Genomic DNA, 26,214 nt, shown 5'->3' with positions numbered 1-26,214 from the left:
ATGGAACTGCACCAGTTGAAATGTTTTCTGGCGGTCGCGGAAGAGCTGAACTTCAGTCGCGCAGCGGCGCGCCTGAACATGACCCAACCGCCGCTTAGCCGCCAGATCCAGCTGCTGGAAAAAAACCTCGGCGTTATCCTTTTCGCGCGCAGCAACCGTCGCGTCGAGCTGACGGCGATGGGCGCGCAGCTGGTAAAAGAGGCGCGGCTTATTCTTAAGCTCAGCGATCGGCTGGCGCTATCTCTGCAGCAGCGCGCCGCAGGCGAGACGGGAAGCCTGTCGATGGGATTTACCGCCGTTTTTTCCTGGGCCTTTATTCCCGGCCTGCTTAAAGAGATGGCGCGCCGGCTGCCGGGCGTCACTTTTGACCTACAGGAGCTGGTGACGAATAAGCAAATTGCCGCCATTGAGAATAATCAGCTGGATATTGGCTTTGTGCGCCAGGTTCCTCCCGATCCGCGGCTCGCCTGGCTGCCGTTAAATGCTGAAAGCCTGATCGCTGCTTTTCCCAGCGACCATCCGCTGGCGCGGAAGCGTAAAATCCCGTTGTCGGCGTTCAACCAGGAGCCGTTCTTTTTATACGCTAAAGAGGAAGCGCGCTATTTTTATGAGCGCATTACCGATCTGTTTCTCTTTCACAATATTACGCCGGACTACAAATATCAGCTGGCGCAAACCCATACTATTCTGGGCATGGTCAATGCCGGCCTTGGCTGCGCTATCGTCCCGGCTTCATCAAAAACGCTGGGCTTTGCTAACATGACCTTTATGAATATTGAAGAGGTGAATATCCAGGCGCTTAATTTCCTGGTTTACGCCAAAGATAATCCTAATCCCGTTTTAGACAGCTTTTTGCGTGCGATACGGGAGTTATATGCCGAACCCTAAGGCACCCTGCCAGCCTGGTCAGGCATACCAGCCAGCCTGATGGCTTAACCTTGCAGGACAACGCTGGCGCGCGCGTTGCTCAGGCGTTTCCTGGGCGCTTCTCAAAACGTTTACCGGAACGGGTCATCAACAACCTCAATATGCGTACGGTGTTTTTATCGCTGATAGCAATGATTAAATAAAATAAGCAACAATAATTATCAATATTGTAGCCTGATGATTATTTCTTATTACATTGCGCGATTAATTTTTCGCTGCTTTTTATAAGCAAACGAAACTTTACATTAATAAACATGACGACGGGCGTTTTTTAACGTTGGCGGTAAAAAAGAAATCGAAAAAGCAATATTTCGCCTGGAAGTTGACCACCCCTACAGGCTGCTCTTCTCAGGGGAAAACGCGTTTCTCACCATGTCAATGTTAATCAAGGAATTAAAGACAAAAGTGCCCTTTTATTATTGATTTCGATCATTTTATCAACAGCCGGTCATAGCGGATAATGCCGCTCTCTAATAAATAGGCAGGTTAGTTATTATTGTTCGATTTTAATTTCACAGCATAATACCAGGATTATTTATGAACAGATTTGTTTCAGATTGGTCGCCAGAGCGCATCAGATCATTGCTTAGCTGGGTTGAAAAAAGAACGCCGGAGACGGTAACGCTTAACGCTAATGATTTCTCCTCTTTGATGCTGTATTGCGAGCAGTTACAGAGGCACGATGACACCAGGCTGCTGCTGGAAAATGAAAAATTAAGAAAAACCATTGCCGAACAGGCGCGAAAAATAAAAATGATTAGCCAGGCGCCAGCAAAGGCAAAGCGGCTGGCCGTTGCTATCGCTACTATACACAGCTATGCGGATGAAGCCCTGAAGACCGGGCAGGTCAACGTACCCTCTTAATAACGCCCGGTCATAGCTATTTTCTGCCAGAAAAGCGTGTTATCGCAGAGCCGGAACTTAACGGTTCTGCGATAAATAAATCGCTATTATTCTTTCCTCTCACAAATCACATTTACGTAATCTCGCTTTCTGATTAAATCGCTATTGGATAACTTAAGGGCAATATCCGGCCGAAATAACGCAATCCTGCCGGCCGGCTGCTACAGCGTTAAACTATGCAGGAAGCGAAAAACGCTATGTGCTAATCAGCCTGACAACTCTCCGCAAGGTTTACTGAGAATCACGTCAGGGCGTATAGTCTGCGGCACACTTTTATAAGGATATAAAACAGATGCCTTGCAAATATGTTTCATCTATTGTTCTGACCCTGCCATTACTGCTTTCCGCCTGCGCCGGGCCGCAGACCAGCGTGGAGATAAATGCTCACCATATGGCTTATAAAATAGCCAGAATGCATTTCGATCCCAATACCCGGCCGCTGACCACCGACAATGCGCGACGGATGACAGCATTTCTCAACCCGTTTTACCAGCTGGGGAAAAAAGATCGCGCGGAGGGCCTGACGCTGGCGCAGGCGCAGGCGCAGCAGCGCGTGGCCAGCTTTAACCAGAATCGCGCCAGCAGCGCGGCGGAAGAAGGGCCGTTTGCGGCTGCTTCTCAGAAAAGCACTTTTATTTCGCAGTCGTACGATGCGGAACAACCTGAGGCACAAAGCAAGATCTTGCTGGAAGGCGCCACTGCGACCTACTGGGACGGCTATAACGGCAAGTCCTGATTGAAACGCCGCCTGGCGCCGCAGCGTTCCAGGGGGTAACGCGCGCCCGCGCCCGGCGGCGACCATCAGGGGGAAAACCCTTTTATTGCGTTAGCGGCAGCCCGACAGGCCTGGCGCTATCTGCCACATACCGGTATGGCGGTGATCCTGGATAGACGATAGCGAAGACAGAGATTGTTGACGACCAGGGCCGCTCCCGTGATACACGCGCCGGCGATTTCAGCCGGGCCCGGCATTAATCCTGTCAGCGCTGAGAGAGTGAAAGCAGTGACGGGTACCACATCCATAAATAAGACGCCGTTTACTGGCATAAGGATTTTATTACCTGTGTTCCAGCACAGGATCCCGATGAAGCTGGCTATTATGGCTGTGTAGAGGACATGTGGAACGATAAACAGCAGATCATTAACCGACGGAACGGCCACGAGACCCGCCAGATAAATAATAGCGTTCAGAACGAGAACGCTGGTCATGCCCAGGCAGGTTGTGAGGGTGGTATACCGTAGCGGCGACCATTCAGGAAAGCAGGCGGCACCGACGGTATAAATTACCCAACACAGCGCGCCGAAAATAATCAACGCGTTTGCTTTATAGCTGGCCGGCGACTCAAACAGGCTACCGTAATGCCCTTTCGTGACGACGGTAATCACGCCCAAAAAGGAGATAAGAATTAACGCAACAGAAAAGGCGGGTGGGGCAATCCGGTGTATCAGCCAGTTAACCAGGATACCGAGCATGGGCATTGTCGCCATCATAATTGAGGCGGTCAGCGCGCCATCCTTTCCCGCCATTTGCTGGCCTAAAAAGACGAAAAAGCCGAAGCCGACAAAGGCCGCCGAGCCTAATAGCCAGGCCAGGCCTGCGCGTTCGCCGCACAAGCGGAAGCTTTGTTTTCCTTCGCGCATCAGAAGCGTAACAGCCAGAGCGATGCCAGCGAAGCCATAGCGTAGCGTGGTAAAAGTATAGGGATCGACATGCGTTAGCGCGCTGGTCATCAGCGGAAATGTCGCTCCCCAGGAGAGGGTTGCGATCAGGCAGCACATAACGCCCTTTGAATAGGATGCTTTCATAATAGGGATTCCGGTCAAATAACAGGCGCAATATTCACACCGCCATATCGGTGTGAACAGGTAGATGTCATTCAGCAATACCTGATGGCGCCTCTGCAGCCAGAGATAAATACCATGGCTGCAGAGGGTGAGCGCGCTGGAGACTAATCCGCCATCAGCTTTCCCGCTTTTGCCCAGTGCGCTTTGGGCAGCTCAATAATCAACACATCGACGCTCTCAGGCTTGCATTGCAATGTCTCCACCGCAACGCGGGTCACTTCACGGACAAAATCACGTTTTTGTTCAGGCGTACGGCCCGGCACCATTTCTAAACGTAAAACAGGCATGTTAACCCTCTGTTTTTAAAGGCCCCCATCCGGAGCCGACAAACGTATATTTACTTAAGCTGTCATAATGATAAATATGTAATAAGTTGAATAATTCCAAACCATTAGGTTCGTAATCATGGATAAGCTGTCAGGGATGGAGATGTTTGTCAGGGTGGTTGAATGCGGCAGCTTTACCGCGGCGGCTGACGTCAGCGGGGTATCGGCCACCATGGTGGCTAAACAGATTCGCTCGATTGAGCAGCGGCTGGGATCCCGGTTGCTGCATCGCACAACGCGTCGACAGCAGCTGACGGAAGTTGGCCAGCTTTACTATGAGCGCTGCCAGCGGGTGTTATCGGCGTTCGCATTGGCTGAAAGCAGCGCATCCGAATTACAGGCATCCCCTCAGGGCATCGTACGCATGATTGCGCCGGTCAGTTTTGGCGGCCATCGCTTAGTGCCGGCGCTAAGCGATTATATGGCGCTGAATCCCGCGGTAAATGTCATGTTAACCCTGGAGAATCGTATCCAAAACTTAAGCCAGGGAAACTACGAGCTGGGGATTCAAATTGGCGAGATGAATGAACCCGGCGTCGTTGCCCGGCCTTTGCGCCCGTACCGCAGAATATTAGCGGCCTCTCCTGGCTATATCGCCCATCATGGCCTGCCGGAACATCCCAGCCAGCTGGGCGATTACAGCTGCCTGGAAATAGCCTATTGGCTGACGCCGAATCGCTGGGAATTAATGGGGCCGGAAGGGGAGCTGTTTAAAGCGACGATACATGGGCGTTTTATGTCGAATCAGGGCGAGGCGCTCCGGATCGCCGCCTTGAATCATTGCGGCATTGTCCTGCAGCCGGAATCGGTTTTGAGGGAGGATATCGCTCAGGGCCGCCTGATTCAGGTGTTGCCGGGCTGGTCTTATAAGCCAACGCCGATGTACCTGACCTATCTGCAGGATCACCGCCCTTCGGCAAAGCTGCGCAGTGTGATTGATTTTCTGATGGCGCGCTTTGGCGCCGAAGCGTGATTGCCTTTGGACTGAAAGGGGGCGCAGTGCGATCTTCCGCCGTACGGAAGGAGGGCAGCCGTCTCTTTGATATGCATGCCGCGAAAGCGGTTTTTGGAAGAGGGGAGTGAAAGAGCGGCTGCGGAAAGGATTACCAGCTTAACGCTTCGCCGCTGGCCTTGAGGTTTTGTTTGTACATCATATCGATGGTTACGTAGTTGCACATATCCACCGCGCTATCGCAATAATCGCTGATTACCCGGTCCATCACTTCGCGGTTTTTAGCGCGGGTAAGCTGCTTAAATGCCGCAAGGTTTTGCTTTTCCATCATGCGCAGCGTGGTCGGCTGGCACATATCAACGGCGCCGTCGCAGTACTCAGATTTTACTTTTTCTTTGATATATTCGATCACTTCCTGCTTTTGGCCTTCTGAGCCGTTAAAGTCCATCGGATTAACAAAAGCGGCATTAGCCGTATAAGAAGCCACAAGCGCAGCAAGCCCCAGAACGATTTTCATCATCACATCCTTAGTGTGGGTAAAAGAAGCTTAAGATTAATCCTAAGGGCGATGGAAGAAAACCGATAAAGCGAAGATGGGCTACGAAGCTCACCACATGCGCCCGCATAAAAATCCATTACGACGGGGATGCCTGGATGGCACGTTTAAATGCCGGCATGCCTAATTGTGCCATGTAATCATCTCATCCAGCCGATGAGGAATGTCAGAGAAAAAGCTTTCATCAAGGCTGAAATCACCTTTGACCTGGACACTATCAGCATGTGCTTCTGGTCAAATTTCATATTCAATAACAACACTGTCGCTGCCCGTAACTTTTCTGATAACCATATTCAGCTGGCGGCATTCGCTGCGGAATTCAAAAGGCATGATTTCACGTTGGGCAATCAGCGCATCATGGTAAGCAGGGAACCGCTCATGCAATATCTGTAGTTCGCCTACGGTAAACTCAGTCTGGAATTGTGCCTTCAGGCCAGGAACAGAAAATTCAACAAAGCATTTAACCCAGTCCCAGCGGTGATGCCCGGAATCGATCCCGTTATCGATAACTTTTTCAAAAGGAGAAATAGCAAAGATGAATTCTTCGTTTTTAATATCAAACCTTGTTGCGCTCCTGTCGGCTGCCTAAAAATAGAAAAAGTGGGTAATTGTCCAGTAAGATCCTCTTACCACAACTTCCAGAGTATATTTTTTATAGTCGGTGGTGGCTTTTTTACGGTACAGCTTGTACATCTCTATTTCATATCTGAACAGACCTTTGACATTGCGGGGATCTACCATGCGCTTACCGTAACGTATGGCTTTTCCCGGATATGCAAAGGGACATATCGGTCCGGATTATACATGTGCCGGGCAGAAAGGCCGGTTTCGCTGATCGAGGGCATGCAGTTTATGATTGCCGTCAACTCAGCTGAATCAAGATACTTGGGATTTTTAACAGCAGAGGAGGCTCCTGATTAATCATGGTTTTAATACTCACAAAAAAAATAAATTCAAGTTGATAGCCCTAATGAGGGCTATCAATACCATCGATTATATTTTAGATATAAATAAGAGACGATTAAAAACCATATAAAAGTAAGCATCCCAGAATAGTCAGGGATGAAACTAATAAACAAAAAAGCGCCTGCCAGTATAAGGACGATGGGAACTAAGTGAGAGTGAGTGCCCCATAAAAATAAGAAAAACTTTTTCATTTTTTTAACATCCAGTACAAGGCGTCACCGATAACCTCTTCATTATTTCCGCCGGATTGAAACTCGTACATTACTTTCGACATCTGAGATTCGATAAGGAAATACAGCATTTCTATCTTTTCACGATAAAGTATTTGATAATATTCCGAATCCTGAAATTTAAGCTTCCTTGCTGCCTGTGCTGCTATCTCTGCTTTGGAATAAAATGTCGTAAGTTGCACAAACCATGTGGACATTTGATTCACTTTGCGAATAAATGAATCCTGAAATCACCACTGCTTACGATTAATTTGGCAATAGTCAACGAAATTGCGAGCTTGCTTGAGCGGTCAACTGCATCATAAGCTTTTTCCCCAATTTTCTCCTTTAAGTAAGAAACAAGCGCATTACTTTTATTTTCTCCAAGGCGCCTGAAAGCTTTACGAAAGTAAAGTTCGACCATATCAAGCACGACATCATTCCTTTTATATATTTCTAACAAGGACAAATACAAGCGCTTATCTTCGCTCCATTGTTCATGGCAGGTACTTCTGTAGTATTCGTTAGTCACGAAGCATGAACCGTAATGAATAAGCTGTTGACTACCAAGTTTCACCTTTTCGATAGTTTCCATTTGGCCTTCATGGATCTCTCTTAAAGCCCTGGTTACGGCTATAGCCATATTTCTGTCTGTTTCTGATTTCCACTTAAGATAGTTTTGTGCCATTTCCATATGCCTTGTTGTAACATTGCTGGCTAATGATTGATCATGGTCGCTCGCAGGGGCAAGGTTGAAGATGAAAAAAAGTCGAAAAATTCTCATTTATGTTGTGGCGGCAATCATTTCATTTCTAATAATTCCTGAAGTTATATTAAGGAAGGTTCCAAATGACATTCTTGCCAGGCTTAGCGATTTTACGAGCCTGGGTGGTTTGTTCAGTCCCTTCCTCTCGTCAATTGTGTTTTTTTCGATTTCATCAATATTATTCGGCATTCTGGCTGTGTATGTCGTGGGTAAAATGTATCGTGCTATAACGCGTGAGAAGCATTAATAAACGCGCTTTAATAATACGAGACAATCCCCCTTTAGCTGTCTGCATGCATTCACTGCATTGTTTTGCATGCGTCACGTAATTTTCGTGATGCTGGGCGGTGCCAGTGTTGACAAGGATCTGATGACTCAATGCAACTGCATTAAAACCGACACGCGAAGCGGGCAGGCGGGGCGAGGAAGGCACTGCGATCCGGAGGGTCCGAATCGTGCATTGCCTTGCGCAGCGCCTTAACATCGGTACTGCTTTGCGCCGCGTCGGTAACGTACATGATGTAACCGGCATGTGCGCCGTTCTGGTCATACTTGCGGCGAAACAGCGTGGCGCTCTCGTTGAGCCAGGCACGACGGTTTATCCGGGTTAAGCGAGAAGAACATGGCAACGAAATACAGAACGATGGTCACCACCGCAGGCACGGCAAAATTTGCCGCCGCGCTCACGCCGGGCGGTAGAAAAGGCAATATCATCGCGATGGCAGTCGGCGACGGCGGCGGCAAACTTCCCGAACCCTCTGCCAGCCAGACGAAACTGATGAATGAGGTCTGGCGCGGAAAATTAAACAGGATCAGCCAGGGCAACAAACACAAGAATTACATCATGGCCGAACTGATTATCCCGCCGGAAACGGGGGCTCCTGGCTGCGTGAAATGGGTCTTTATGACGATACCCGTACGCTGGTTGCAGTCAGCAATATGGCCGAAAGCTACAAGCCAACGTTTGAAGAGGATCAGGCGTCAGACGCTGCCGTTTCAGAGCATGCAGCGGGACGCGGAATATCACTGGCCATCAAACAGCCGCATCGGTAAGCGTGGCGCCTTTCAGTTTCCCGGCGCCGGGGAGGAGAAAATCACCCTCAGCGGTGAGCTTTACCCGGAGATCACCGGCGGCAAACTGACCCTGACGGCGGTCAGGCTGATGGCCGGGGAGGGATGCGCGTGGCCGCTCCTGTCGGGTAACGACATGATTTACGCAATGTACGTTATCAACAGCATCAGCGAGACCGGCGCGGAGTTTTTCACAGACGGCTCGCCCCGCAAAATTACCTTTAATCTGGCACTGACCCGTGTTGATGAGTCGCTCACGGCCATTTACGGCGACCTGAATAAACAGGCCGGTCAACTGGCCGGCAAGGGCAAAGGCGCCGCAACCAGAGTCACATCGTCGCTGGGGTTCTGATGACTGATGCCCTTTACAGATCGCCGGGGAACACGCTCACCCCGGCCTGCATACTGAAAACCGAGAGCAAGGATATTACCGGCAACATCAGCGATCGCCTGATAAGCCTGACCATGACCGACAATCGGGCTTTGAGGCTGACCGGCCCGACCTTGAACTCAACGATGCCGACGGGCGCGTCGTGCTGCCGGTGCGCGGCGCAGTACTGACGCTTTGGCTCGGGTGGTAAGGGGCGACGCTTATTGAGAAAGGCTGGTTTACCGTGGATGAGGTCGAACTCCGGGGCGCACCTGATACGGTGACATTCGCGCCCGCAATGCGGATTTTCGGGGCTCGCTCAATTCCAGGCGGGAAGAGTCCTGGCATGACAAGACCCTCGGTATGATTGTTGAGGCTGTGTTGCAAAGCGTAACAAGCTGGAGGTCGCTGTTGCCCGAACTCGCCCGGATTGCTATCCCGCATATCGACTAGTCGCAGGAATCCGATGCCAAATTTTTGACGCGGCTGGCTGACCGGAACGGCGGCGAGGTTCGGTTAAGTCGGGGATACTGCTTTCCTCCAGGCCGGTAAGGCAGTCACCGCCAGTGGGAAACCCATTCCACAGGTCACGATTATACGCAGTGACGGCGGCCGGCATCAGTTCTATCGCTGGCCGGAGCGCTTATACCGGCGTAACGGCGCAGTGGCTGCAAACCAGAGAGCCAAGGCCGAAGAAAGTGAAGCGCAAGGCAAAAGAACCACACCTGCGCGCCCTGCAACACCCCAAAGCGAAGGCAAAAAAGAAGGAGGCGAAAGTACCGGAAGCGCGCGAAGGTGGGGCTACCGTTATAATTGCTCTAGTGGCAATGCTGTGAGATTTTTTAAAACTAGAGCTTATGCCTTTTGGTGGCTCTGGTACTCTTGATCAGGGTAAGGGCATCTGAAAAGAAAGCTTCGTGCGGTAGTCATCTTTCCGGCATGTCCAAACCCGTCATTCAAACTTGCACCAAAGAGCTAAAGTAATGAAAGGGGTTCAATATCCGTAATCATTGCCCGGATACGAGTATGTCTCACCCAGCCATTCACTTATATCACCCATTACCTGACCCAAATCGCACCCAAAGAAAAAGGAGTCAGACGATTTCTCATCTAATTCCTTGTTTTATTTGGTGGCCCCTGTTGGGTTTGAACCAACGACCAAGCGATTATGAGTCCCATTTTGAAGTGATTAAAATCAGTAACTTACTGATTTTTATGTTTTCTTTAGGACGAATAGTGACGAAAAGTGGCATATAGCGTTGCGCTCTGCTACCACTTAATTGTAATTATAAAAAAATAAATTTATTTTTATTTAAAAATATGAAATTTTATACAGTAGTGTTGAAAATAAAATTGAATCGGCTATCAACATATCATGGAATGTGGGGTTGTTTTTTTTAAGTTAAAATAACAACCCCATTTTTTAACCAACTAATGCTATAGCAGTGCTTTCCAAATGTTCCATGTAAAAAGTTAATATTTCTTTATTCCTACTTGGCCCTTTAGCGGGTATCTTGGACAAGAATTCTCCAGAGGAAGGCTGCGTTCTGGGCATAGTGTGTAGGAACTCAATTACAACTTTATTAAAATCCACCATACTTTCAGATGAATTGTGCGCTATATGATTTCGGATTTTTTTAGCGGAAATTAAATGTGTCATAGAAGATGATATAGCAATTTTTATTGGGTTTTCCCCATCAATATAAGTTTCCGCGCGTTTAATTACAGTGCTTGGCGCTGTCCAATCTAAATAAGGTTGAGAAGATGTGATCATTGCGCGAGCATGAAGCTTATCTTTTGGCCTCAAATATGTTGTAATTTGTGTTCCACTATGCGTGTTTTCACCTGACAGGTATTTTATAAAGATATTTTCAAGCAGGTTTTCGTAAGCTCTATATATACGTAAAAAAATCGCTTCATATAATAGGCTCCTTTCATCGCCCGTCATGTTTGAAGCAGCCTGATTAGCTTTTGTTCGCAGTGAAGCCGCTTGAGCTATTGAGGCTTTAAATTCATTGAGATCATCGATTACAGGCATTTTACATAGCATCCCGAATTTTTTTACAGATAAATTCAGTCCTCAATTTTCGAGATGAGAGGTCTGTGGTCGCTCTGCGTGAGGCATCAATGAAATCTCGATATTCATCATTTGGAGCTAGAGCATCTCTAGCCGTAACCTCATCATATCTTGCACTAATTTCATCTAGTGAATTTCTTATTTGGCCGATATTATTATTATCAATGTTAGTTCTAGGCGCATCATTAAAATTTTCCAAACCATAAAGACAATGTGCAATTGATGTAAATAATGTATAGAAAAAATGGATTCTGTGGAAATTGGTTTGCTTCAGTTCTTCAGACGGATATATCTCTCCTATTATCGTCATTACATTATCGAATTTCGCTGCTGCATCATTACAGTTATCTTCATCATCGTCATACTTTTTATAAAGAGTAGGGATGTGCTTTTTGGGCTGAATGCCATCAATCAATGAGCCTAGTAGGTCAGAGGAAAGTTCAGCTTCTGACATCCTTGTTACCTCTTTCTCGGAAAGAACCCCTCCTTCGATAAAATAAGCAACATATCTAAACCCTAAACTATACGCAGCTTGTTTAAAATAACCCAAGTATTGAGCATTAAGTAGTTCTTGTGGGTTTAATTTAACAGAATAAGTATTAAGCCTTGCAAATATATCTAAGATATCTTCGAACGATAAGTCGAAAAGCATATCTACGCCGATTTCATACTTTAAAAATTCTGATTTTATTTCATCAGGTAAATCATCAAAGTAGAACGAAGAAAACTCTCTGTTGTGAGCTCGAGAAACTTTGAAGTCTCCATTAATATAGCTCAGTATGGCTCTAAGTCTTTGTTGGCCATCAACAACTGTTCTAACATTTCTCCCAACATTCAACGTTTGAGTTATAAGAATTTTAGGTATTGGCTTTCCTCTTAATATAGTATCGACTAGATAAGACTTAGCTTTCTCCGTCCAAACCGATCTTCTTTGAAACTTTGGCGAGAGTTCCAGTAGGCCTGTCTGGCTCCACTCCAAAAAATCTGAAATGTTGTAAGCGCGAGTATCAAAATTTTTCATAATATTCTCATTTATATTTAATAAGATTTTGCATGATTTAAGATGCTAGACTTATGAATGATGCATTCATTTACATAACTATAACATGTTTTCTTGAATGAATAATTATAAATAATCAGATAGTTAGGTTCCGAACTATTGCATTGCCCAGCGAGCTGTTGAACGGCTTGGCTTCCTCAAAGTTGAGTATTCCACTTTCAACATATCGCTATTTGACTCAGCGGGTTGAACAACTTTGCTTCTGAAAAATGATCCGGCCCAAAGTGCGCATAACGCATCGTTACCTTAATATCGGTACGCCCCAATATTCTTTGTAGCACTAGAATGTTACCGCCATTCATCATGAAATGAGAAGCAAATGTATGGCGTAAAACATGCGTTAGTTGCCCTGCAGGTGTTTCAATACCAGCGCGTTGCATGGCCTTTCTAAAGGCTGAATAGCATGGTTTAAAGAGCAACTGCGCTTTCCTGCTGGATGGCAGTTCAGCCTGTAATTTTTCAGTTATCGGCACCGCTCGGTTTTTCTTACCTTTAGTTTTCACGTAGATGATCTGACCGGCGCGGATTTGATTTCCCTTTAAGCCTTCGGCCTCGCTCCATCGTGCGCCAGTTGCCAGACAGATTTTTACAATGGTTATTAGGTCCTTGGATCGGCTATTTTCACATTCTGCGAGGAGGGTTCTAATTTCATCAATGGTGAGATACGCCATCTCTGACTCACTGATTTTAAACTCGCGCACATTCTCTAACGGATTGGGCATAGTCCATTCATCCAATCGGCGCAGCTCATTAAACATTGCCCTGAAATAGGCCAGTTCTAAATTTACCGTGCGCGGCGTTACCGCCTTTACTCGACTGGAACGGGTGATCTTTCTGCTTAACCGCAGCTCGCGATAAGAGGCAAAAATTGTCGCGTTAAACTCGGTTGCGAGTGGGTTTCCCATCGCTTCGCAGGCGAACGCCATTGTGGTTCGCCGCTTCTCTCCATCCGCCAGAGTGATGCCATGCGTGTTGAACCACAATTCAACCAGCTCAATTACCCGGCGCTTATCAGTTTTCTCTCCCAGCCAGGGCTTATCCTGAGCCTGCTCTTTTACGAACTTCTCAAAGGATTGTGCTTCGCCCTTCGTAGCAAACTGACGGCGTATCCTTTTGCCGTCGCGGCCGTTCGGAAAAACCTGCGCTTGCCACTTTCCATTGGGTAACTTGCTGATCGCCATGCTTAGCCTTTAAAGATATTCAGTACGAGCAACGACTTTACCCAACACTTTGATGTCGTCTGCTTTGCATTCAAATGAGGCTTTTCCATTTTCAACGCGGATGCGCCCGCCGGGAAAACGATACAGCTCTTTAACGCTGATGAGCTTATCAATCTCGATGAGCCATAGCCCGTCAGTGATCTCTGCAGCAGTCATATCAACCAGGTAATTCTGTTTCTCGAAATATACTAACAGAGGGGCTTTAACATCACTGGGCAAGAGCTGTGCGTCATATTCAACCCAATCAGATGAAGTGAAATTCCCATTTGTGATTTTTTTGAATTCGATTTTAGCTGATGACTCGTCTTGTTTTGTGATGATTGAATCACCGCGGCCATACGTCAGCCACTCCAGCGAAGTACCGGTTTCCATAGAGCAAATAAGAACCCAATCAGCTGGAAAGTTCCCACGCATTATGCGGTTAGCCATAGTGCTTTGGGATACGTTTAGATGACGACACAGCGCCTGGCGGGATGAGAAACCATATGCTTGAACGATACGCTCAATAGGATCTTTACCACCCTCTGGTAATGTTGGTGCTTTACGACTCGTAAAATCTCTAACTGACCTTTCCAATTTGTGATCCTAATATTCACTCGTCGTATGATGACGTGTTTAATAGTGATAAATAGAGTTGGCTAAAACTCAACAGAGGATAGTGCATCATGACCCGTAAACTTTCAATGCGTCCATCAATCAATCTCGTGATTTCAGAACCCTACGTTACAGTAGAAGAGTTCTGCCGTCGTACCGGTTACAAAGAAGGAACTGTCCGCCAGATGTATCGTGAAAACCGTCTGCCGATCAGAAAGAAAGAAGGGGTTAACGGGCTTATCGAAATCAACATGGTGGCCTTAACGATTGAAGCGGCTGCTGGCTGCGAAATCACCATGCAAGGCTAATGGATTCCATATTGGGATATCGAAAGGGAAAGTTCATGTTTGATTTCCGTGTTTCCACACACAGTCACTTTGATGAAGCCTGCCGGGAATTTGCGGCAAAGCACAATATCATCCAGCTGGCAAAAAAAGCGGGCCTGAATCCGCAGACTGTCAGTAACAAGTTGAACCCCGACCAGGTGCATCAGCTTACGGTTCGGGAAATGCTGATCCTCACCGACCTAACAGAAGACGCAACCCTGGTTGATGGAATGCTGGCGCAGTTGCAGTGTCTGCCATGTGTACCGGTCAATGAAGTGGCGCAAGAAAAATTATCATCTTACGTCCTCAAAGCCATGGCAGAAGTAGGACAGCTGGCCGCTGTTGCAGTGGTTCAGGACAAGGTTACAACGTCCTGCCGCCGCGGCTTAATTCAGAACGTAAACAGCGGCATCCGCTGTCTGACGCTGGCCGCAATGGCGGTACAGACACGTATTCATTCAAACCCGACGCTTGCCAGCACCGTAGACGCTATTAGCGGTCTTGGCGCTTCCATCGGTATCAGCTGAGGTAAACATGGTATTTCCAGTGGCCCCTTTGCTAAAGCGGCAGAACCCGGCACCAGCCTACGGACATGGCTGGATAATGGGGCAGGACGGCACACGCTGGCATCCTTCAAACAACCAGGCGGAGCTGCTGGCAGGTTTAACCGGAAAAGGGAGAAAGAACAAATGGCGATTGAAGGTGAAAACATTGCTGTTCAGTTAAGCGCAGGCCAACGCGTAAAAGGCCTGAATCACATTGCGGCTATTCGCACAAAGTTATGGGGTGATAACTGCGGTAATGAGCTGAAGCGTTTTATGGCTGATATGCGAGACAGACGCGATACGCAGTACGAGCAGAACAAAAGGGCATTAGGCGCAATTTTCTTTCTGGAAAATATCCGGTCAGAACGTCATGACGTTGAATTTGATGAACTGACGAGTGATGAAAAATACGCGCTGATTAGTGCAATGAATCATTTCCATGCAGTCGTGAGTTTATTTCCCAAAAAGCTGACGTTACCTAACTAATTAACCTGACGAGATTAAATGGCGTAAACCCGCCGGACATTCCTTTGCCTGAAATCTGGAGATAAATAATGAATAACTTTTTTGGAGAAAAGAAAACTGAAGACTACGAACAGCCATTAAATGTAATGCTGCAGGACGCACGTATGGAAGAGCGTGGTGCCCGAGCTGAAGTGATGGTGTCTCGCCTTATTGTTCTGGCATGGAAGATCCGAAGCAGTCAGTTAAGCCATGTAGAAGCCGCTGAGCTACTTACCCAAGAAGCTGAGAAATTTCAAAATCAGGCAGAGCAGCTGCACTGATGGCAGACGCAATGGACCGCGTGCAAGAGCGTGTACAGGAGGAACTGGCGCGCCATCTTCATAATGCGCTTAATCGGCCCGTGCAGATTAGCGAGTTTTTTTGTCTCACATGTGGCGAGGCCATCCCGGAAGCCCACCGACGCGCCGTTCAGGGTGTAACCCACTGCGTGACCTGTCAGGACATCAGCGAGCTGAAGCGCACCCATTACAAAGGCGGCGCGGTATGACCACAAACCCGGTTATTGATGGCCGTTACACCATTTCCGTAAAGCAACATAAGCAGCCGGGTAAGCCCCGGCTTATTGCCCTGGAGAAATTCAGCTGGCGGGAAGAGGAAGGCGTACGCACGCAGATTTCGGAGGTTATGGCTCTTTACAACAACCCGGTGCTGCTGGTGCGTGACCTGGTATCCGATGCGATTGGGCATCAGGTGCTGCGTAAAGGAATGGAAACGGCCAGCAGCTATGTGGCTGAAGCCCGCAGGCTGGCGGAACTGGCCGAAATGGCACTGTCTGAGCTGCAGGTCGCACATGACTGAAGCCGTCATGGAAGCTGTTCAGGGGAGCTATCACGCCGTTAATCAGATGCGGCGTGAGTACTTTTCGCCGGGCGCGCCGAAGGACATCACCCTGACAGAGCTGAAGCTATGGCACCAGGACGCCACGGATCACAACTGGCGCAGCCAGTATCTGCACGATTTGCCGGATTTCCTTGCCGGCTATTTTGGTGAGCGCTATGCCAGATTACTGGCAGACGAAAAACAGGGCCGTCGCCGTGCTAATACGTTTTTAAGCCAGACAATTGGTCAGAACGTATTGCCACGCCTGCAGCTTGTCCGCAGCCGCTACAGCTTGCCCGAAACGGCCGCAAGCGAGCTGCCGTTTATCAAACAGCTGGACCGCCTGCCCACGCTGGACCGCCAGGACGTCCGTGATCTTGCCTATAAGGTTGGCACCTTCATGGCGCAAAGCCTGGCTGATTTCACAACCGCCGTGACCCTGCCGGATGATGCCGACGAAGAAGCGATCACACTGGTTGCCTACCGATACCTTTCTGAGTTGGCCGCGCTTACCGGCACCACGCCGCCCTATCGGGCTGAATATCAGGCTGGCCGGGGCACGCTGCCGCTGCGTAAGGCGCAGTCCGGCCTGCTGCGAATGATGGCCCCGGAGTGGTGGCGCGGACGCCTGAAAAAATGCGCGATCTGCAGCGTGAGCATATGGCTATCGCCGTCGGTCAGGTTCAAAAAACCGCTTCGCCGTATGTGTCTCGTGGCACCCTGGGCGAATGGGTGGAGCAGAAGAAACGCAACCGGGAGTTTTTCAAACGCTTCGACCTTATCAACGACGAAGGCGATCGCATTGCCCTGGAAGATATGGTTAACCGCAGCAACGCAAATCCGGCCGTTCGCCGGTGCGAGCTGATGGTGCGTATGCGCGGCTTTGAGGACATTGCCAATGAAACCGGATGCGTTGGTGAGTTCTACACACTTACAGCGCCGTCAAAATATCACGCCGTATACAGCAAAGGTGGCTTTGTGTCGCAGTGGAACGGTGCCAGCCCCAAAGACACACAGCGCTATCTCTGTAAGGTTTGGTCAAAAATTCGGGCCGCGCTCTCACGTGAAGACATTCACGTTTTTGGCTTTCGCGTAGTGGAGCCGCATCACGATGGAACGCCGCACTGGCATATGCTGCTGTTTATGCTGCCGGAACACCGGGAGCGAGTGCAGCAGATTATGCGTGATTACGTTTATCAGGAAGAAAGCGCGGAGCTGAAAACGCCGGAGGCGCGCCGGGCGCGTTTCCATGCCGAAAGCATTGACCCGGCAAAGGGCAGCGCTACTGGCTACATCGCCAAGTATATTTCCAAAAACATCGACGGCTACGCCCTGGACGGCGAAAAGGACGACGAAACGGGAGAAAGCCTGCGCGATATGTCGAAGGCCGTTTCCGCTTGGGCGTCCCGCTGGTCCATTCGTCAGTTTCAACAGATTGGTGGCGCTCCGGTTACGGTATGGCGTGAGCTGCGCCGGTTGCGTGATAAGCAGCTGCCTGATCCGAAGATGGACGCCGTGCTGGCTGCCGCTGACGTGGGTTGCTGGGCGTCCTATACACAGGCGCAGGGCGGGCCGCTGGTTTCCCGGGAAGATCTGGTTATCCGGCTTTGCTACGAAATCAATGAGCAGGGCAACGAGTATGCGGAAGACGTGCAACGCATCCAGGGCATCTATTCGCCGCAAGTCTATGGCTCTGAAATCTCCACGCGTCTGGTTTAATGGGAAAAGGTCGCCAAGGCCGAGGCGTCAGCGGAGGCAGGTTTTTCTGGCGGCTCTGCCGCCCCTTGGAGTTCTGTCAATAACTGTACGGGGCCGCAGCGCCGACGATTAGAGCTGGAGTTAAAAAGCCGGGGGTTCGATGGCAGTGATGAGGAAATAGCGCTGCTTTTAAGGGGCACCAACCTCGATAGTGGGGCAAAAATGAAGCTTTTCTATCAGAACGGCAGGTTACAGGAGAAGCGTATCGGCAGCTGAGAGCAACAGATCAATCCCATTGAAAGTTAAAAAAGTTTCACATCATCTTAAATCTTTTATACTGTATATATATACAGTTAGTGGGATGAAGGAGGCGACATGCAGGACTATCTTTTGGAGTCAGTAAAACTCCAGCGTATTGATTTCTTTTTAAAACTTGTTTCTGTCAGTGACTGTAGCGATTAGGAAAAACGTCTGGCAATAGAATGGGTATCAGAACTAACAGACGAACTGATGGCGCGCCTGCGTAATCAAGAGTACAACCGTTCAATGCAGATTTCAGAGTGATAACTGGTAGTACAGCGGTGATAGCCTGACGTGCATGACTATGCCGCATGAATTCGCATTAATTCGCATGATCCGCAGAGGATCGCCAGCGTCGAAGCCCGCCAGTCCCGGCGGGCTTTTACGATGTCATGCAGGTGCATGAAAACCGCTACATAAAGCGGGCAGGCGTGGCGGGGGTACGAGCGCGCGCAATCATATTAACACCTAGTGCATGCTTGTTGCAGAACCCCCTGTAAAAAGTTATTTTTAACTATCCCCCAACATCAGCGGAATGATTTATGCAGAATTTTGAGACAAATGAAATTTTTGGTTTATCAAGGGATTTGCCACTTAATTACATTGAAAGGCCTGACGTAGACAATAAATTAAAACAGGAATTATTGGCTAAAAAGCATATTGTTATATACGGCAGCTCTAAACAAGGGAAAACTTGCGTAAGGAAACACTGCATAAATTCTGAGGATTATATTTTAGTCCAGTGCTCAAACCGCTCAGATGTGTCAGAGTTGAATGCTAGCATCTTAAAAAGAGCAGGGTTCGAAATTACGCAATCAACTAAAAAAGGAATCACAGGTAAAAATAAGATTCTTGCAACCATTAAAACAAGTATTTTCGGATTCGGTGCAAGTGCCGGTGGGGAAATAGAAGATACAAATTCTCACGAACAAGTTAAAGCACCTTTAGAAATTGATGTGGATGATGTCAATGATGTGATTGCGGCTCTAAAATCAATTAACTTTAAAAAAATTATAGTGCTCGAAGACTTTCACTATATGCCTTTCGAGACTCAACGTGATTTCTCTATAGCTTTAAAAGCTTTCCACGAGAGTTCAAATATAATTTTTATTGTTGTTGGCGTGTGGTTAGAGGATAATAGATTAATTGTTTATAACGGTGATTTAACTGGCCGAATCATATCTGTTAACGCTGACAAGTGGGAAACGGCTGAGTTGGAGATGGCAATTCAAAAAGGCGGTGAACTCCTTAACATCGATTTTGATGCAAAGTTTAAAGCTGACATTGTTCTTCACTGCCTCAACAGTATTTATTTGGTTCAGGAGGCATGTAGGCGTGCATGTATCGAGTGTGGTATTTCAGGAACACAACAAATCAAGACGACTATTGGCAATGGTTTAGACGGTAAAGAGATCATTGCAAAAATCGTCGGTGACCAATCAGCACGTTACAACTCTTTTTTAATAAACTTTTCGGATGGTTTTCAGGATACAGAATTGCAGATGCATAAGTGGATTCTTTACCCTGTACTTTCCTCAACAATTAGTGAGCTTGAACTAGGCCTTAAGTTCAAGGATATTAGAGCAACTTTACAGTCTGTTCATCCAAGAGGCGAAAAGCTTAACCTCGGTAATGTAACTCAGTCATTGCAATCTACTGCATCCTTACAGATTAAAAAAAATATAATGCCAATCATACTTGATTATGATCAGACAAATAGAAAGCTGAATGTAGTTGATAAAGGTTTTTTGATATGGCTTCAACATCAAGATATAGCTGAATTGAAAGATGACTTAGATTTACCATAAGTAAAGGCACCCGCAAGGGTGCCTTTTATTTACATATCTAAAATATAGGGATTGAAACTTATTACTTCTTCATTAAGCCAGCTATTCAGCTCTTTAAATCGCTCTTGCAGGGGTATCAACTCGTTACGCACGAACACGCGGCTGGCTTTCTCTATGTCACCAAACCCGCCGGTGTTGTTCGGGATTATTCCCATCAGCTGCGGCGGCACGCGGTGAACAGCCAGCATATCGTCGCGGCTCACGTTTTTGATGTTCAGAAACTTATCCTTCGCCGCTACCTCTGACAGCGGGATGATCTGGATGCCGTCCTTTTTCCCGTTCGGGCTGTACATAAACAGGTTACGAAAATTGCCAGGTCCCTTAGCGCTTTTCATGGCGCTGCGGATGTTATCCACGTCCTGCTGGCTCTGTGCCGGGTCGGTCATGTACATGATAAAGCCCGCGTGACTGCCGTTAATGTAATACTTGCGGCGAAACAGCGTGGCCGACTCATTCAGCAGCGCGGACGGGATGGCCGACAGATACCCCGGCACGCCGTAAATTTCCTGATTAATGTCCGGCTCCATCAGGTGAAAGACGCTGCCCTTCGCAAACTCATACGGATCGGCGTTGATGCCGTAATGCGCATACCAGTATGTATCAAGGTCGAGTCCGCGACGCGTAAACTTCGCAAGCGATGGCTCCAGCTTGATCGTGTTCCCGAGGCGGCTGGTTCGCTTCTCCAGATAGGCATTGGCAAAGACAAGATAATCCATCGCAAAGCGGGTAAAAGCCTGCTGACTCAGCAGCGGGTGCGGGATAAAGGTGCTCGCCAGAATGTTACACTTTACGCTGATCGGAGAGCTGTGATGAACGGCGGAGCGGAACGTGCGCGCCAGCCCGTCAAAACTTACCGGCGGCTCATACCAGCGGTCCATCACCACGCATTCCACATAGTCCAGCAGTTCACGGCGATCGAGAACCGGCACCGGGTCGCCAAAGGTGAACGCTTCCGCCGCCGGTGCGCCGGTCATGTTTTCCGGCTGACTGACCGGCTGCGTGCGGGCGCGGCTTTTTCGTTTGCTCATTTAACAGATCTCCATAATGTTGCGGGTGTGGGCCGCTTCGCCCTGCAGGGGTTCGTTTGCCAGCCGCTCCGCGCAGTAACGGCGATCTGATGCGCCTGCTGGATGAGACGGAAGCCGCCTGGGCGAACTGCGCGGATAAGGTGGACACCATAGTGAACTGTCAGGAAAAAGACGATGAACAAACCGCAGTCCTTACGCCACGCCCTGAATAAGTCGGTGCCCTATGTGCGGGAGAACCCGGATCGGCTGCACCTGTTTGTGGATAACGGTTCGCTGGTTGCTACTTCTGCCGCGTCCATCTCATGGGAGTACCGCTACACCCTGAACGTGGGGGTGACGGACTTCACCGGCGACCAGAACCTGTTAATGGCCCCCATTCTGTACTGGCTGCGGGACAATCAGCCCGATGCGTTGCAGAACCCTTATGAGCGGGAAAAGCTGTTTACCTTTGAAGTGGATATTCTGGGCAACGGTGCCTGCGATCTTAGCCTGAACCTGAAGCTGACGGAGCGGGTGATAGCACGGGAGGTCAACGGGCAGATGCAGATTGAAGCCGTACCGGAGTCGGACGAGCCGGAAGAGTTCTGGACGGGGCGCTGATGGACGAACGGCAAAAGATTTACGACTGGCTGGCCGTACTGCTGGCAAATCTGGAACCGGCAGCACGCACACGGATGCTGCGTGAGGTGGCGCAGGACGTGCGGCGCATTCAGCAGCAGAATATCACCGCGCAGCGTGCGCCGGACGGGACGACATGGGAGCCGCGCCGGATGACCGCCTGGACAAAGCAGGGGCGGATGAAGCGCAAGATGTTTACGAAGCTGAAAACGGCGAAATACCTCAAAGCGCAGGCAAATGCCAGCCAGTCAGAGGTCCGGTTTACCGGGCTGGTGCAGCGTATTGCCTGTGTGCATCACTACGGGTTGCGCTATCGGGTGAGCCGGGGTGGCGCTGGGGTGAAATACGCAGCGCGTCCCTGCTGGGCGTGAATAGTGAAGTGGAAACCGCAGTACATGAGGCATTGCTGCGCTGGCTTACTGGATAAATTGAGTGCCCAAAATTGAACCGCTTTTTAAATATTTCTGGTTGCTCCTCAATTTAATACCTTTTATAAACGAAAAGCGGACGCGCGCATTGAAAATTGTAGCGCAGCTGCTGATGCTGAACCCGCATTTCGCGGGCTCTTTGCATTGGAATATTCAATAAAGTAGCCAAATACTAGTCAGCTGGCGGCAATCCCATCTGTGCTATTTCACCGGCGTGATTTTTATTAAGGTTGATCTGGCACTGGTCTATGTATGACTGGTAGTCATCAGCGTCCTCGTCCAGTTCGGTCGCTACCGACAAACACAGCTTATCGCGATAGTTTTTCCAGAATTTTTGCGCCTCAATAAACCGCTGGCTGTAAACATCCCCGGCGGTTTCAGGATTGTCTTCTTTTCCATTGAAAGGGCCAACGTTATTAGCCTTTATGCGCTTAACAGTTTCAGCAATGAGCGTATCCATTTCCTTGTTACTGCTTTCTTTTTTGACAGTCAGGCAATTATAAGCTGACGGAATGTCCTCATTTTTTTTGAAACAGAGGTCTCGTTCCACACCCGTGGTAAGCTCCGCATGTGCTGCCATAGAGGCAGTCAGCGCCCCCAGAATAATGAAGATTTTTTTCACTGCAGATACCTGATCCTGTGTCTGTGGTTTTCAAATGACATGTAAATGGATGAGTTTTTTATATGGGTGATCAAAGCAGCCCTGCCATCGATGGCAGCCTGGAAAAGTGCTCTGGCATTGTGTACACCTTGGTAGAAAATATCGATTATTACATCCTGTATTTTTTGATCCAGCTGTTCCCATTCAGGCGCATCAGGGAGACGGTGTGATACCCGTTTATAAAGATTCCTGGCCTCGTTAACCTTTACCTGGTAAGCAAGCTCAAAAAGCCGAATTTGCTGTTGATGAGTGATCTCGCCAACCAGAGGGCCATAGACTTTTACAAATTGTCCTGCCTGATGGCCTTTGATATGTGCCGCTTTTGAACATATTACAGCCTTGTATTCTTCAATGCCGGCCTGCCTTAGCGTATTGAAAATTTCTCCTGCACTGCGGTTTCCCATGTCATACCCACGTCCTAATGTTACCCCCGACGAGTTTGTAGGCGGCCATTGCAGTATGCGTGAGAAATTAGGGTAACGACGCTGCCGGAATGGCGCCACGGCGGTAATGTAGTCAACGCCTTCTGCATCGAAAGTCAGTTGCCCCCGCCGGACGGCCAACGGACCGCCGCTGTGTTTGGGGCGAAAATGGGGAGAGGTAGCCTTATCAAGAGCCTGCATGAACCATGTATCTGTAGGCTGAATCAGGCCGTTAGGCGACATATTTAAAAGCCGCTGATACCAGCGTATCGCCTCAATAGTAGCAGTATCACAGTGTCCATTTACTGCAAGTGATCTTCCTGTAGTCAGTCCATACCCTGCATTTTTTACCAGATGCTGGATGGCCTTAACTTCGTCAGGATTATTGGTTCCACAGGCTCCGACTGATGAAGACAATCGAAAAATGTGTGGACCTTGATGTCGGCCATGAGTCATGGTTTGTCCTTTGCGCGAGCAATGTCATGTCTAATCATGTGGCAAAATTCTATCTTTTTTAGAGCGTATTAGCCACGCTGTCAGGGGCAGATCCCAGTACATGAGAAAACGCAGCTCCGGACACCCGGTAGCCAAAAGTTCCGTCTGCATTATGCCTGTGCTGGGACTCGGCATGCGGTGAACTGATCTCCTATCCTTAGCATACCGTTGTATTCGTAACGTCCGCTTTGAGCGAGAAGCGGACATGAAATTAATTCAACTGCGGTAGTGGTCCTATGATTGCCAGGGCGGGCTTAGAACTTGTTGTGAACTCAATTGAATCTCGCGAAAATTCTTATCTAGCGCAAAGCGGATGGATAAGGCGAGAGTGATCGTTCCATCAGGGTTATATAGTGGTCCGTTTAGCACAGATGGCACGCCCCATCCAGCAGGAGTATTATTACTGGATCGAAACCCCGGGGAAGCCCAATATTCCTGTGCGCGACTTATTAGCAAATCTTCGCCAAGATTCAGCTCTGAAGTTAAAACAGCCCACTGATGCTGACGAAGCAACGCAGCGTAACGTTCTGCTGTTGCCATAACTGTTGATGGCTGAACCTGAAAGCTAAAGCAGACCCGAACAAAAACCTCAAACTGCAGTGGGCTTTTACCTGCCTCAACTTTCGTCCATGCGCTTGGAGTTTTACCAATCCAATCGGCAACTTGCGCTTGGTGGACCCCTCTCTCTATGCGCAATTCACGTAAAAGTATCATGCAAATACTTGAGTAGGTTGTGATGTATTGTGTTTCGGACATACCAGTTACCTCTATAGTTTCAGTCTAAAGAAGGTAACACGGCAAGTTGTTTTTTGGAACATTTAAATTCCACAAAAGAACAATGATGTTCCTAACAGGAACTTGATGGGCTATTTAAAAACCGATTAGTTAACGATGAATCACCTAAGCCTCCTTCAAAAGCCGCACTGCAATACATCAACCTGGCAGCCCTAGCCTATGTTGCGATGGCCAATGAGGTACTTCACTCTGTCATGGTGAATATTTCGCTGAGGGTGAAGTCGCAACCCCTGCTCCCAGGCAATGTCTGCAACCTTCTCAGCATCGGATCCGGTGCGCTCGTTTTCTCCCCTGGATTGCCAGAGTTTCAAAATCTCAGTATTCACATTCATTTTCTGTTTCCTGTGTGTTTGGGAACGCTCAGCGTCATGTCACGACGGTGGGAACGGCAACATAATTTGGTGCAGGCAACGAAATATCCGCACCCGCTGTTAACGTGAAATGAGGGTTTGACCTTTTCCTGGTCAATTAACATATTTTGATGTCAGCGATGTTCGCTTTTGGCACACAGCGGACTGTCCATTCAGGCTTAATCCAGCGCAAATAAAGCATCAACTCAATGACTCAGTTCGGTTAAACCTTTGTATCACATCTCATACAATGCCCATCTCTGCCTCTCAACTTTCGTTCATGGCAACCTCTTGGCATGAACGCACAACTCACCGAAATCATGCGCCTTATCACCAACCTGATCCGCACCGGGAAGGTCAGCGGCTTCAAAAAGCAGGTAGACGGCAGCAGCTGGATTATCACCACGCTGACGCACAGCCTGAGCAGTGACGGTGGGTTTACCACCAGTCTGGAGCTGGAGGTGAAGATTGATAGTCTCGAAATGGAATAAGAACCATCCCATTATGTTTTTTTGTGTATTATTCATCTTAAATGGGAAGGGGTGCGCCACTATGATGAATTGCCCGCTGTGTGGAAGCGCAGCACATACTCGCAGTAGTTTTCAGGTTTCTAAGACAACGAAGGAACGCTATAACCCGTGCCAGAATATTAATTGCAGCTGTACTTTCAAGTCTCATGAAACCGTCGCTGAAATTATCTCGCAACCCGCTACAGTGAAGCCTGTTCCTCCGCATCCGAACCGATCGCCACAGGGCACGCTTTGGTTATAGCTTTCCATCAGAACCCGCTCAGGCGGGTTTATTTTTGAATAAGCGATTTTATATATTTATCAGACTCATCCATATTCATAGGACCTAGCCTTTTGCATTCCTGCCCACCGCCGTTAAGCGTTATCTGCTGATCGCCTGATTTATTTGAAATAACAACCTTCTTTATCAAGCCGGGATTCCACGTTTTGCCAACGTATTGTGTGTCGCATATACCACGGAAAAACAGTACGGCCATATCTTCGTTAACGGCTGGCTTCTTCATCGTCATGGATAGGGTGCCATCAAGAAGACCGAAAGAGTCGTGCTGATAAGTATTGATGACTTCTAAAACGGGTTTAGGAACATCATCAGCAAAATCATTTAAAACCGGCCGAGAAATTTCATTCGCAAAGGCGTTAGACGCCAGCAAAAGCGAGAGCGAAAAGAGAATTTTTTTCATGAAGAGGGTCTCTGTTTAAAAGCGATGCAAAATTTCTGCTGCCATTTTGCTGCCAATGACTGCGACGCCAACAAAAAAGCCACCCTTGCGAGGTGGCTTAGATTCCTGATTTAACAGGTAAAATTTGGTGGCCCCTGTTGGGTTTGAACCAACGACCAAGCGATTATGAGTCATATGAATAGCTTGTTCCATCGTTTTTCATCTTAAACCATGTTCGCTTATTAAATGCTATAAAACAGAACGTTATGTTGATTTCTTCGTTTCATGTTGTTCCGGGATCTTCCTTTCAGTATCATCCTTACGTC

At 48.3% G+C, this 26,214-nt stretch carries 30 protein-coding genes and 8 pseudogenes; 22 read left to right on the top strand and 16 right to left on the bottom strand.

Annotated features, from left to right (window positions below; genetic code table 11):
• The 3 genes from C2E15_RS18210 to C2E15_RS18200 all read left to right on the top strand — a co-directional run bounded on the left by C2E15_RS18210 (position 1) and on the right by C2E15_RS18200 (position 2,566).
• On the top strand, positions 1 to 888 hold the full coding sequence (locus C2E15_RS18210) for a LysR family transcriptional regulator (protein WP_104958620.1): 888 nt from the start codon (positions 1 to 3) through the stop codon (positions 886 to 888).
• 576 nt (positions 889 to 1,464) lie between these two features.
• Positions 1,465 to 1,791 (top strand): hypothetical protein, encoded by a 327-nt coding sequence (locus tag C2E15_RS18205; RefSeq protein WP_104958619.1) that lies wholly within the window; start codon positions 1,465 to 1,467, stop codon positions 1,789 to 1,791.
• Between the two features lie 331 nt (positions 1,792 to 2,122).
• Positions 2,123 to 2,566 carry an Exc2 family lipoprotein gene (locus C2E15_RS18200; protein ID WP_104958618.1) on the top strand — a complete coding sequence of 148 codons (444 nt, stop codon included), beginning with the start codon at positions 2,123 to 2,125 and terminating at the stop codon, positions 2,564 to 2,566.
• A gap of 116 nt (positions 2,567 to 2,682) precedes the next feature.
• Here C2E15_RS18200 and C2E15_RS18195 read toward each other — a convergent pair whose 3' ends face one another.
• The gene (locus tag C2E15_RS18195) at positions 2,683 to 3,636 is read right to left on the bottom strand and encodes a DMT family transporter (RefSeq protein ID WP_104958617.1); all 954 of its coding nucleotides are present in this window, start codon (positions 3,634 to 3,636) and stop codon (positions 2,683 to 2,685) included.
• A gap of 143 nt (positions 3,637 to 3,779) precedes the next feature.
• Positions 3,780 to 3,962: a 4-oxalocrotonate tautomerase gene (locus C2E15_RS18190; protein WP_104958616.1), complete on the bottom strand. Its 183-nt coding sequence runs from the start codon at positions 3,960 to 3,962 to the stop codon at positions 3,780 to 3,782.
• Positions 3,963 to 4,080: 118 nt separating this feature from the next.
• On the opposite strand from C2E15_RS18190, the gene C2E15_RS18185 reads away from it, so the two are divergent.
• Positions 4,081 to 4,974: a LysR family transcriptional regulator gene (locus C2E15_RS18185; protein ID WP_104958615.1), complete on the top strand. Its 894-nt coding sequence runs from the start codon at positions 4,081 to 4,083 to the stop codon at positions 4,972 to 4,974.
• Positions 4,975 to 5,104: 130 nt separating this feature from the next.
• Here C2E15_RS18185 and C2E15_RS18180 read toward each other — a convergent pair whose 3' ends face one another.
• From C2E15_RS18180 to C2E15_RS22135, 4 genes and pseudogenes are all read right to left on the bottom strand, one after another.
• Positions 5,105 to 5,470, bottom strand: coding sequence for a hypothetical protein (locus C2E15_RS18180; RefSeq protein WP_104958614.1), 366 nt, complete (start codon positions 5,468 to 5,470; stop codon positions 5,105 to 5,107).
• Positions 5,471 to 6,662: 1,192 nt separating this feature from the next.
• Positions 6,663 to 6,902: a hypothetical protein gene (locus tag C2E15_RS22145; RefSeq protein WP_245912312.1), complete on the bottom strand. Its 240-nt coding sequence runs from the start codon at positions 6,900 to 6,902 to the stop codon at positions 6,663 to 6,665.
• Positions 6,903 to 6,907: 5 nt separating this feature from the next.
• Positions 6,908 to 7,372 carry a hypothetical protein gene (locus C2E15_RS22140; RefSeq protein ID WP_245912311.1) on the bottom strand — a complete coding sequence of 155 codons (465 nt, stop codon included), beginning with the start codon at positions 7,370 to 7,372 and terminating at the stop codon, positions 6,908 to 6,910.
• 527 nt (positions 7,373 to 7,899) lie between these two features.
• Positions 7,900 to 8,040: pseudogene (locus C2E15_RS22135) on the bottom strand (phage portal protein); the annotation flags it as partial.
• Between the two features lie 32 nt (positions 8,041 to 8,072).
• Here C2E15_RS22135 and C2E15_RS18155 point away from each other — a divergent pair.
• The 3 genes and pseudogenes from C2E15_RS18155 to C2E15_RS18145 form a co-directional block, all read left to right on the top strand.
• A pseudogene (locus C2E15_RS18155) lies at positions 8,073 to 8,422 on the top strand (phage tail protein); the annotation flags it as partial.
• Entirely contained in the window at positions 8,415 to 8,873 is a 459-nt protein-coding gene (locus tag C2E15_RS18150) for a phage tail protein (protein WP_281257550.1), read from the top strand. The pseudogene C2E15_RS18155 and the gene C2E15_RS18150, both read left to right, overlap by 8 nt.
• A pseudogene (locus tag C2E15_RS18145) lies at positions 8,873 to 9,688 on the top strand (contractile injection system protein, VgrG/Pvc8 family); the annotation flags it as partial. The gene C2E15_RS18150 and the pseudogene C2E15_RS18145, both read left to right, overlap by 1 nt.
• A gap of 626 nt (positions 9,689 to 10,314) precedes the next feature.
• Here the strand turns inward: C2E15_RS18145 and C2E15_RS21530 are convergent.
• The 4 genes from C2E15_RS21530 to C2E15_RS18130 form a co-directional block, all read right to left on the bottom strand.
• Positions 10,315 to 10,929 carry a hypothetical protein gene (locus C2E15_RS21530; protein WP_146108566.1) on the bottom strand — a complete coding sequence of 205 codons (615 nt, stop codon included), beginning with the start codon at positions 10,927 to 10,929 and terminating at the stop codon, positions 10,315 to 10,317.
• Between the two features lies 1 nt (position 10,930).
• Entirely contained in the window at positions 10,931 to 11,989 is a 1,059-nt protein-coding gene (locus C2E15_RS18140; protein ID WP_104958612.1) for a DUF262 domain-containing protein, read from the bottom strand.
• Between the two features lie 197 nt (positions 11,990 to 12,186).
• Entirely contained in the window at positions 12,187 to 13,209 is a 1,023-nt protein-coding gene (locus tag C2E15_RS18135; RefSeq protein ID WP_104958611.1) for a phage integrase, read from the bottom strand.
• Positions 13,210 to 13,218: 9 nt separating this feature from the next.
• Positions 13,219 to 13,824, bottom strand: coding sequence for a phage repressor protein CI (locus C2E15_RS18130; protein ID WP_104958610.1), 606 nt, complete (start codon positions 13,822 to 13,824; stop codon positions 13,219 to 13,221).
• Between the two features lie 89 nt (positions 13,825 to 13,913).
• Here C2E15_RS18130 and C2E15_RS18125 point away from each other — a divergent pair, with 89 nt between their 5' ends.
• The 10 genes and pseudogenes from C2E15_RS18125 to C2E15_RS18080 all read left to right on the top strand — a co-directional run bounded on the left by C2E15_RS18125 (position 13,914) and on the right by C2E15_RS18080 (position 19,863).
• On the top strand, positions 13,914 to 14,150 hold the full coding sequence (locus C2E15_RS18125; protein WP_104958609.1) for a regulator: 237 nt from the start codon (positions 13,914 to 13,916) through the stop codon (positions 14,148 to 14,150).
• Positions 14,151 to 14,185: 35 nt separating this feature from the next.
• Positions 14,186 to 14,695, top strand: a complete 510-nt coding sequence (locus C2E15_RS18120; RefSeq protein WP_104958608.1) for a phage regulatory CII family protein — start codon at positions 14,186 to 14,188, stop codon at positions 14,693 to 14,695.
• Between the two features lie 7 nt (positions 14,696 to 14,702).
• Complete coding sequence (locus C2E15_RS18115; RefSeq protein ID WP_104958607.1) at positions 14,703 to 14,894, top strand: phage filamentation protein Fil family protein; 192 nt, start codon at positions 14,703 to 14,705, stop codon at positions 14,892 to 14,894.
• On the top strand, positions 14,858 to 15,199 hold the full coding sequence (locus C2E15_RS18110; protein WP_104958606.1) for a DUF5347 family protein: 342 nt from the start codon (positions 14,858 to 14,860) through the stop codon (positions 15,197 to 15,199). The genes C2E15_RS18115 and C2E15_RS18110 overlap by 37 nt, the downstream gene beginning before the upstream one ends.
• 68 nt (positions 15,200 to 15,267) lie before the next feature.
• Positions 15,268 to 15,498: a DUF2732 family protein gene (locus C2E15_RS18105; RefSeq protein WP_104958605.1), complete on the top strand. Its 231-nt coding sequence runs from the start codon at positions 15,268 to 15,270 to the stop codon at positions 15,496 to 15,498.
• Positions 15,498 to 15,725 carry a TraR/DksA family transcriptional regulator gene (locus tag C2E15_RS18100; RefSeq protein ID WP_104958604.1) on the top strand — a complete coding sequence of 76 codons (228 nt, stop codon included), beginning with the start codon at positions 15,498 to 15,500 and terminating at the stop codon, positions 15,723 to 15,725. Before C2E15_RS18105 ends, C2E15_RS18100 begins: the two co-directional genes overlap by 1 nt.
• The gene (locus C2E15_RS18095) at positions 15,722 to 16,036 is read left to right on the top strand and encodes a DUF5405 family protein (protein ID WP_104958603.1); all 315 of its coding nucleotides are present in this window, start codon (positions 15,722 to 15,724) and stop codon (positions 16,034 to 16,036) included. Before C2E15_RS18100 ends, C2E15_RS18095 begins: the two co-directional genes overlap by 4 nt.
• Positions 16,029 to 18,031 (top strand): annotated as a pseudogene (locus C2E15_RS18090) (replication endonuclease). The gene C2E15_RS18095 and the pseudogene C2E15_RS18090 overlap by 8 nt, the downstream one beginning before the upstream one ends.
• A 99-nt stretch (positions 18,032 to 18,130) precedes the next feature.
• Positions 18,131 to 18,319: pseudogene (locus tag C2E15_RS18085) on the top strand (hypothetical protein).
• Positions 18,320 to 18,597: 278 nt separating this feature from the next.
• The gene (locus tag C2E15_RS18080; protein ID WP_104958602.1) at positions 18,598 to 19,863 is read left to right on the top strand and encodes a hypothetical protein; all 1,266 of its coding nucleotides are present in this window, start codon (positions 18,598 to 18,600) and stop codon (positions 19,861 to 19,863) included.
• A 29-nt stretch (positions 19,864 to 19,892) separates the two neighbouring features.
• Here the strand turns inward: C2E15_RS18080 and C2E15_RS18075 are convergent, their stop codons facing one another.
• Positions 19,893 to 20,930: a phage portal protein gene (locus C2E15_RS18075; RefSeq protein WP_104958601.1), complete on the bottom strand. Its 1,038-nt coding sequence runs from the start codon at positions 20,928 to 20,930 to the stop codon at positions 19,893 to 19,895.
• A 23-nt stretch (positions 20,931 to 20,953) separates the two neighbouring features.
• Between C2E15_RS18075 and lysC the strand changes: the two are divergent.
• The 3 genes and pseudogenes from lysC to C2E15_RS18065 all read left to right on the top strand — a co-directional run.
• Positions 20,954 to 21,142, top strand: a pseudogene (lysC, locus tag C2E15_RS21880) (Rz1-like lysis system protein LysC); the annotation flags it as partial.
• Positions 21,105 to 21,530, top strand: a complete 426-nt coding sequence (locus C2E15_RS18070; RefSeq protein ID WP_104958600.1) for a phage tail protein — start codon at positions 21,105 to 21,107, stop codon at positions 21,528 to 21,530. The pseudogene lysC and the gene C2E15_RS18070, both read left to right, overlap by 38 nt.
• Positions 21,530 to 21,975, top strand: a pseudogene (locus C2E15_RS18065) (phage virion morphogenesis protein). Before C2E15_RS18070 ends, C2E15_RS18065 begins: the two are co-directional and overlap by 1 nt.
• 173 nt (positions 21,976 to 22,148) lie before the next feature.
• Here C2E15_RS18065 and C2E15_RS18060 read toward each other — a convergent pair.
• From C2E15_RS18060 to C2E15_RS18050, 3 genes are all read right to left on the bottom strand, one after another.
• Positions 22,149 to 22,598, bottom strand: coding sequence for a lysozyme inhibitor LprI family protein (locus C2E15_RS18060; protein ID WP_245912307.1), 450 nt, complete (start codon positions 22,596 to 22,598; stop codon positions 22,149 to 22,151).
• On the bottom strand, positions 22,595 to 23,515 hold the full coding sequence (locus C2E15_RS18055) for a hypothetical protein (protein ID WP_104958599.1): 921 nt from the start codon (positions 23,513 to 23,515) through the stop codon (positions 22,595 to 22,597). The genes C2E15_RS18060 and C2E15_RS18055 overlap by 4 nt, the downstream gene beginning before the upstream one ends.
• 273 nt (positions 23,516 to 23,788) lie before the next feature.
• Positions 23,789 to 24,310, bottom strand: a complete 522-nt coding sequence (locus C2E15_RS18050; RefSeq protein WP_218926711.1) for a helix-turn-helix domain-containing protein — start codon at positions 24,308 to 24,310, stop codon at positions 23,789 to 23,791.
• Between the two features lie 742 nt (positions 24,311 to 25,052).
• Between C2E15_RS18050 and C2E15_RS18040 the strand changes: the two are divergent.
• Positions 25,053 to 25,190 (top strand): annotated as a pseudogene (locus C2E15_RS18040) (phage late control D family protein); the annotation flags it as partial.
• Between the two features lie 61 nt (positions 25,191 to 25,251).
• Positions 25,252 to 25,470: an ogr/Delta-like zinc finger family protein gene (locus C2E15_RS18035; RefSeq protein ID WP_104959230.1), complete on the top strand. Its 219-nt coding sequence runs from the start codon at positions 25,252 to 25,254 to the stop codon at positions 25,468 to 25,470.
• Between the two features lie 28 nt (positions 25,471 to 25,498).
• On the opposite strand, the gene C2E15_RS18030 is transcribed toward C2E15_RS18035, so the two are convergent.
• Both C2E15_RS18030 and C2E15_RS21790 read right to left on the bottom strand, forming a co-directional pair.
• The gene (locus tag C2E15_RS18030; protein ID WP_104958597.1) at positions 25,499 to 25,909 is read right to left on the bottom strand and encodes a hypothetical protein; all 411 of its coding nucleotides are present in this window, start codon (positions 25,907 to 25,909) and stop codon (positions 25,499 to 25,501) included.
• Positions 25,910 to 25,924: 15 nt separating this feature from the next.
• A complete protein-coding gene (locus tag C2E15_RS21790) occupies positions 25,925 to 26,101 on the bottom strand; it encodes a hypothetical protein (RefSeq protein WP_167391897.1) in 177 nt (58 codons plus the stop codon).
• Positions 26,102 to 26,214: the final 113 nt, after the last annotated feature.

It is taken from the genome of Mixta gaviniae (assembly GCF_002953195.1).
Lineage (GTDB): Bacteria > Pseudomonadota > Gammaproteobacteria > Enterobacterales > Enterobacteriaceae > Mixta > Mixta gaviniae.
The sequence above is the reverse complement of the archived record's forward strand: the minus strand, read 5'-3'. Positions and strand labels throughout refer to the sequence as shown.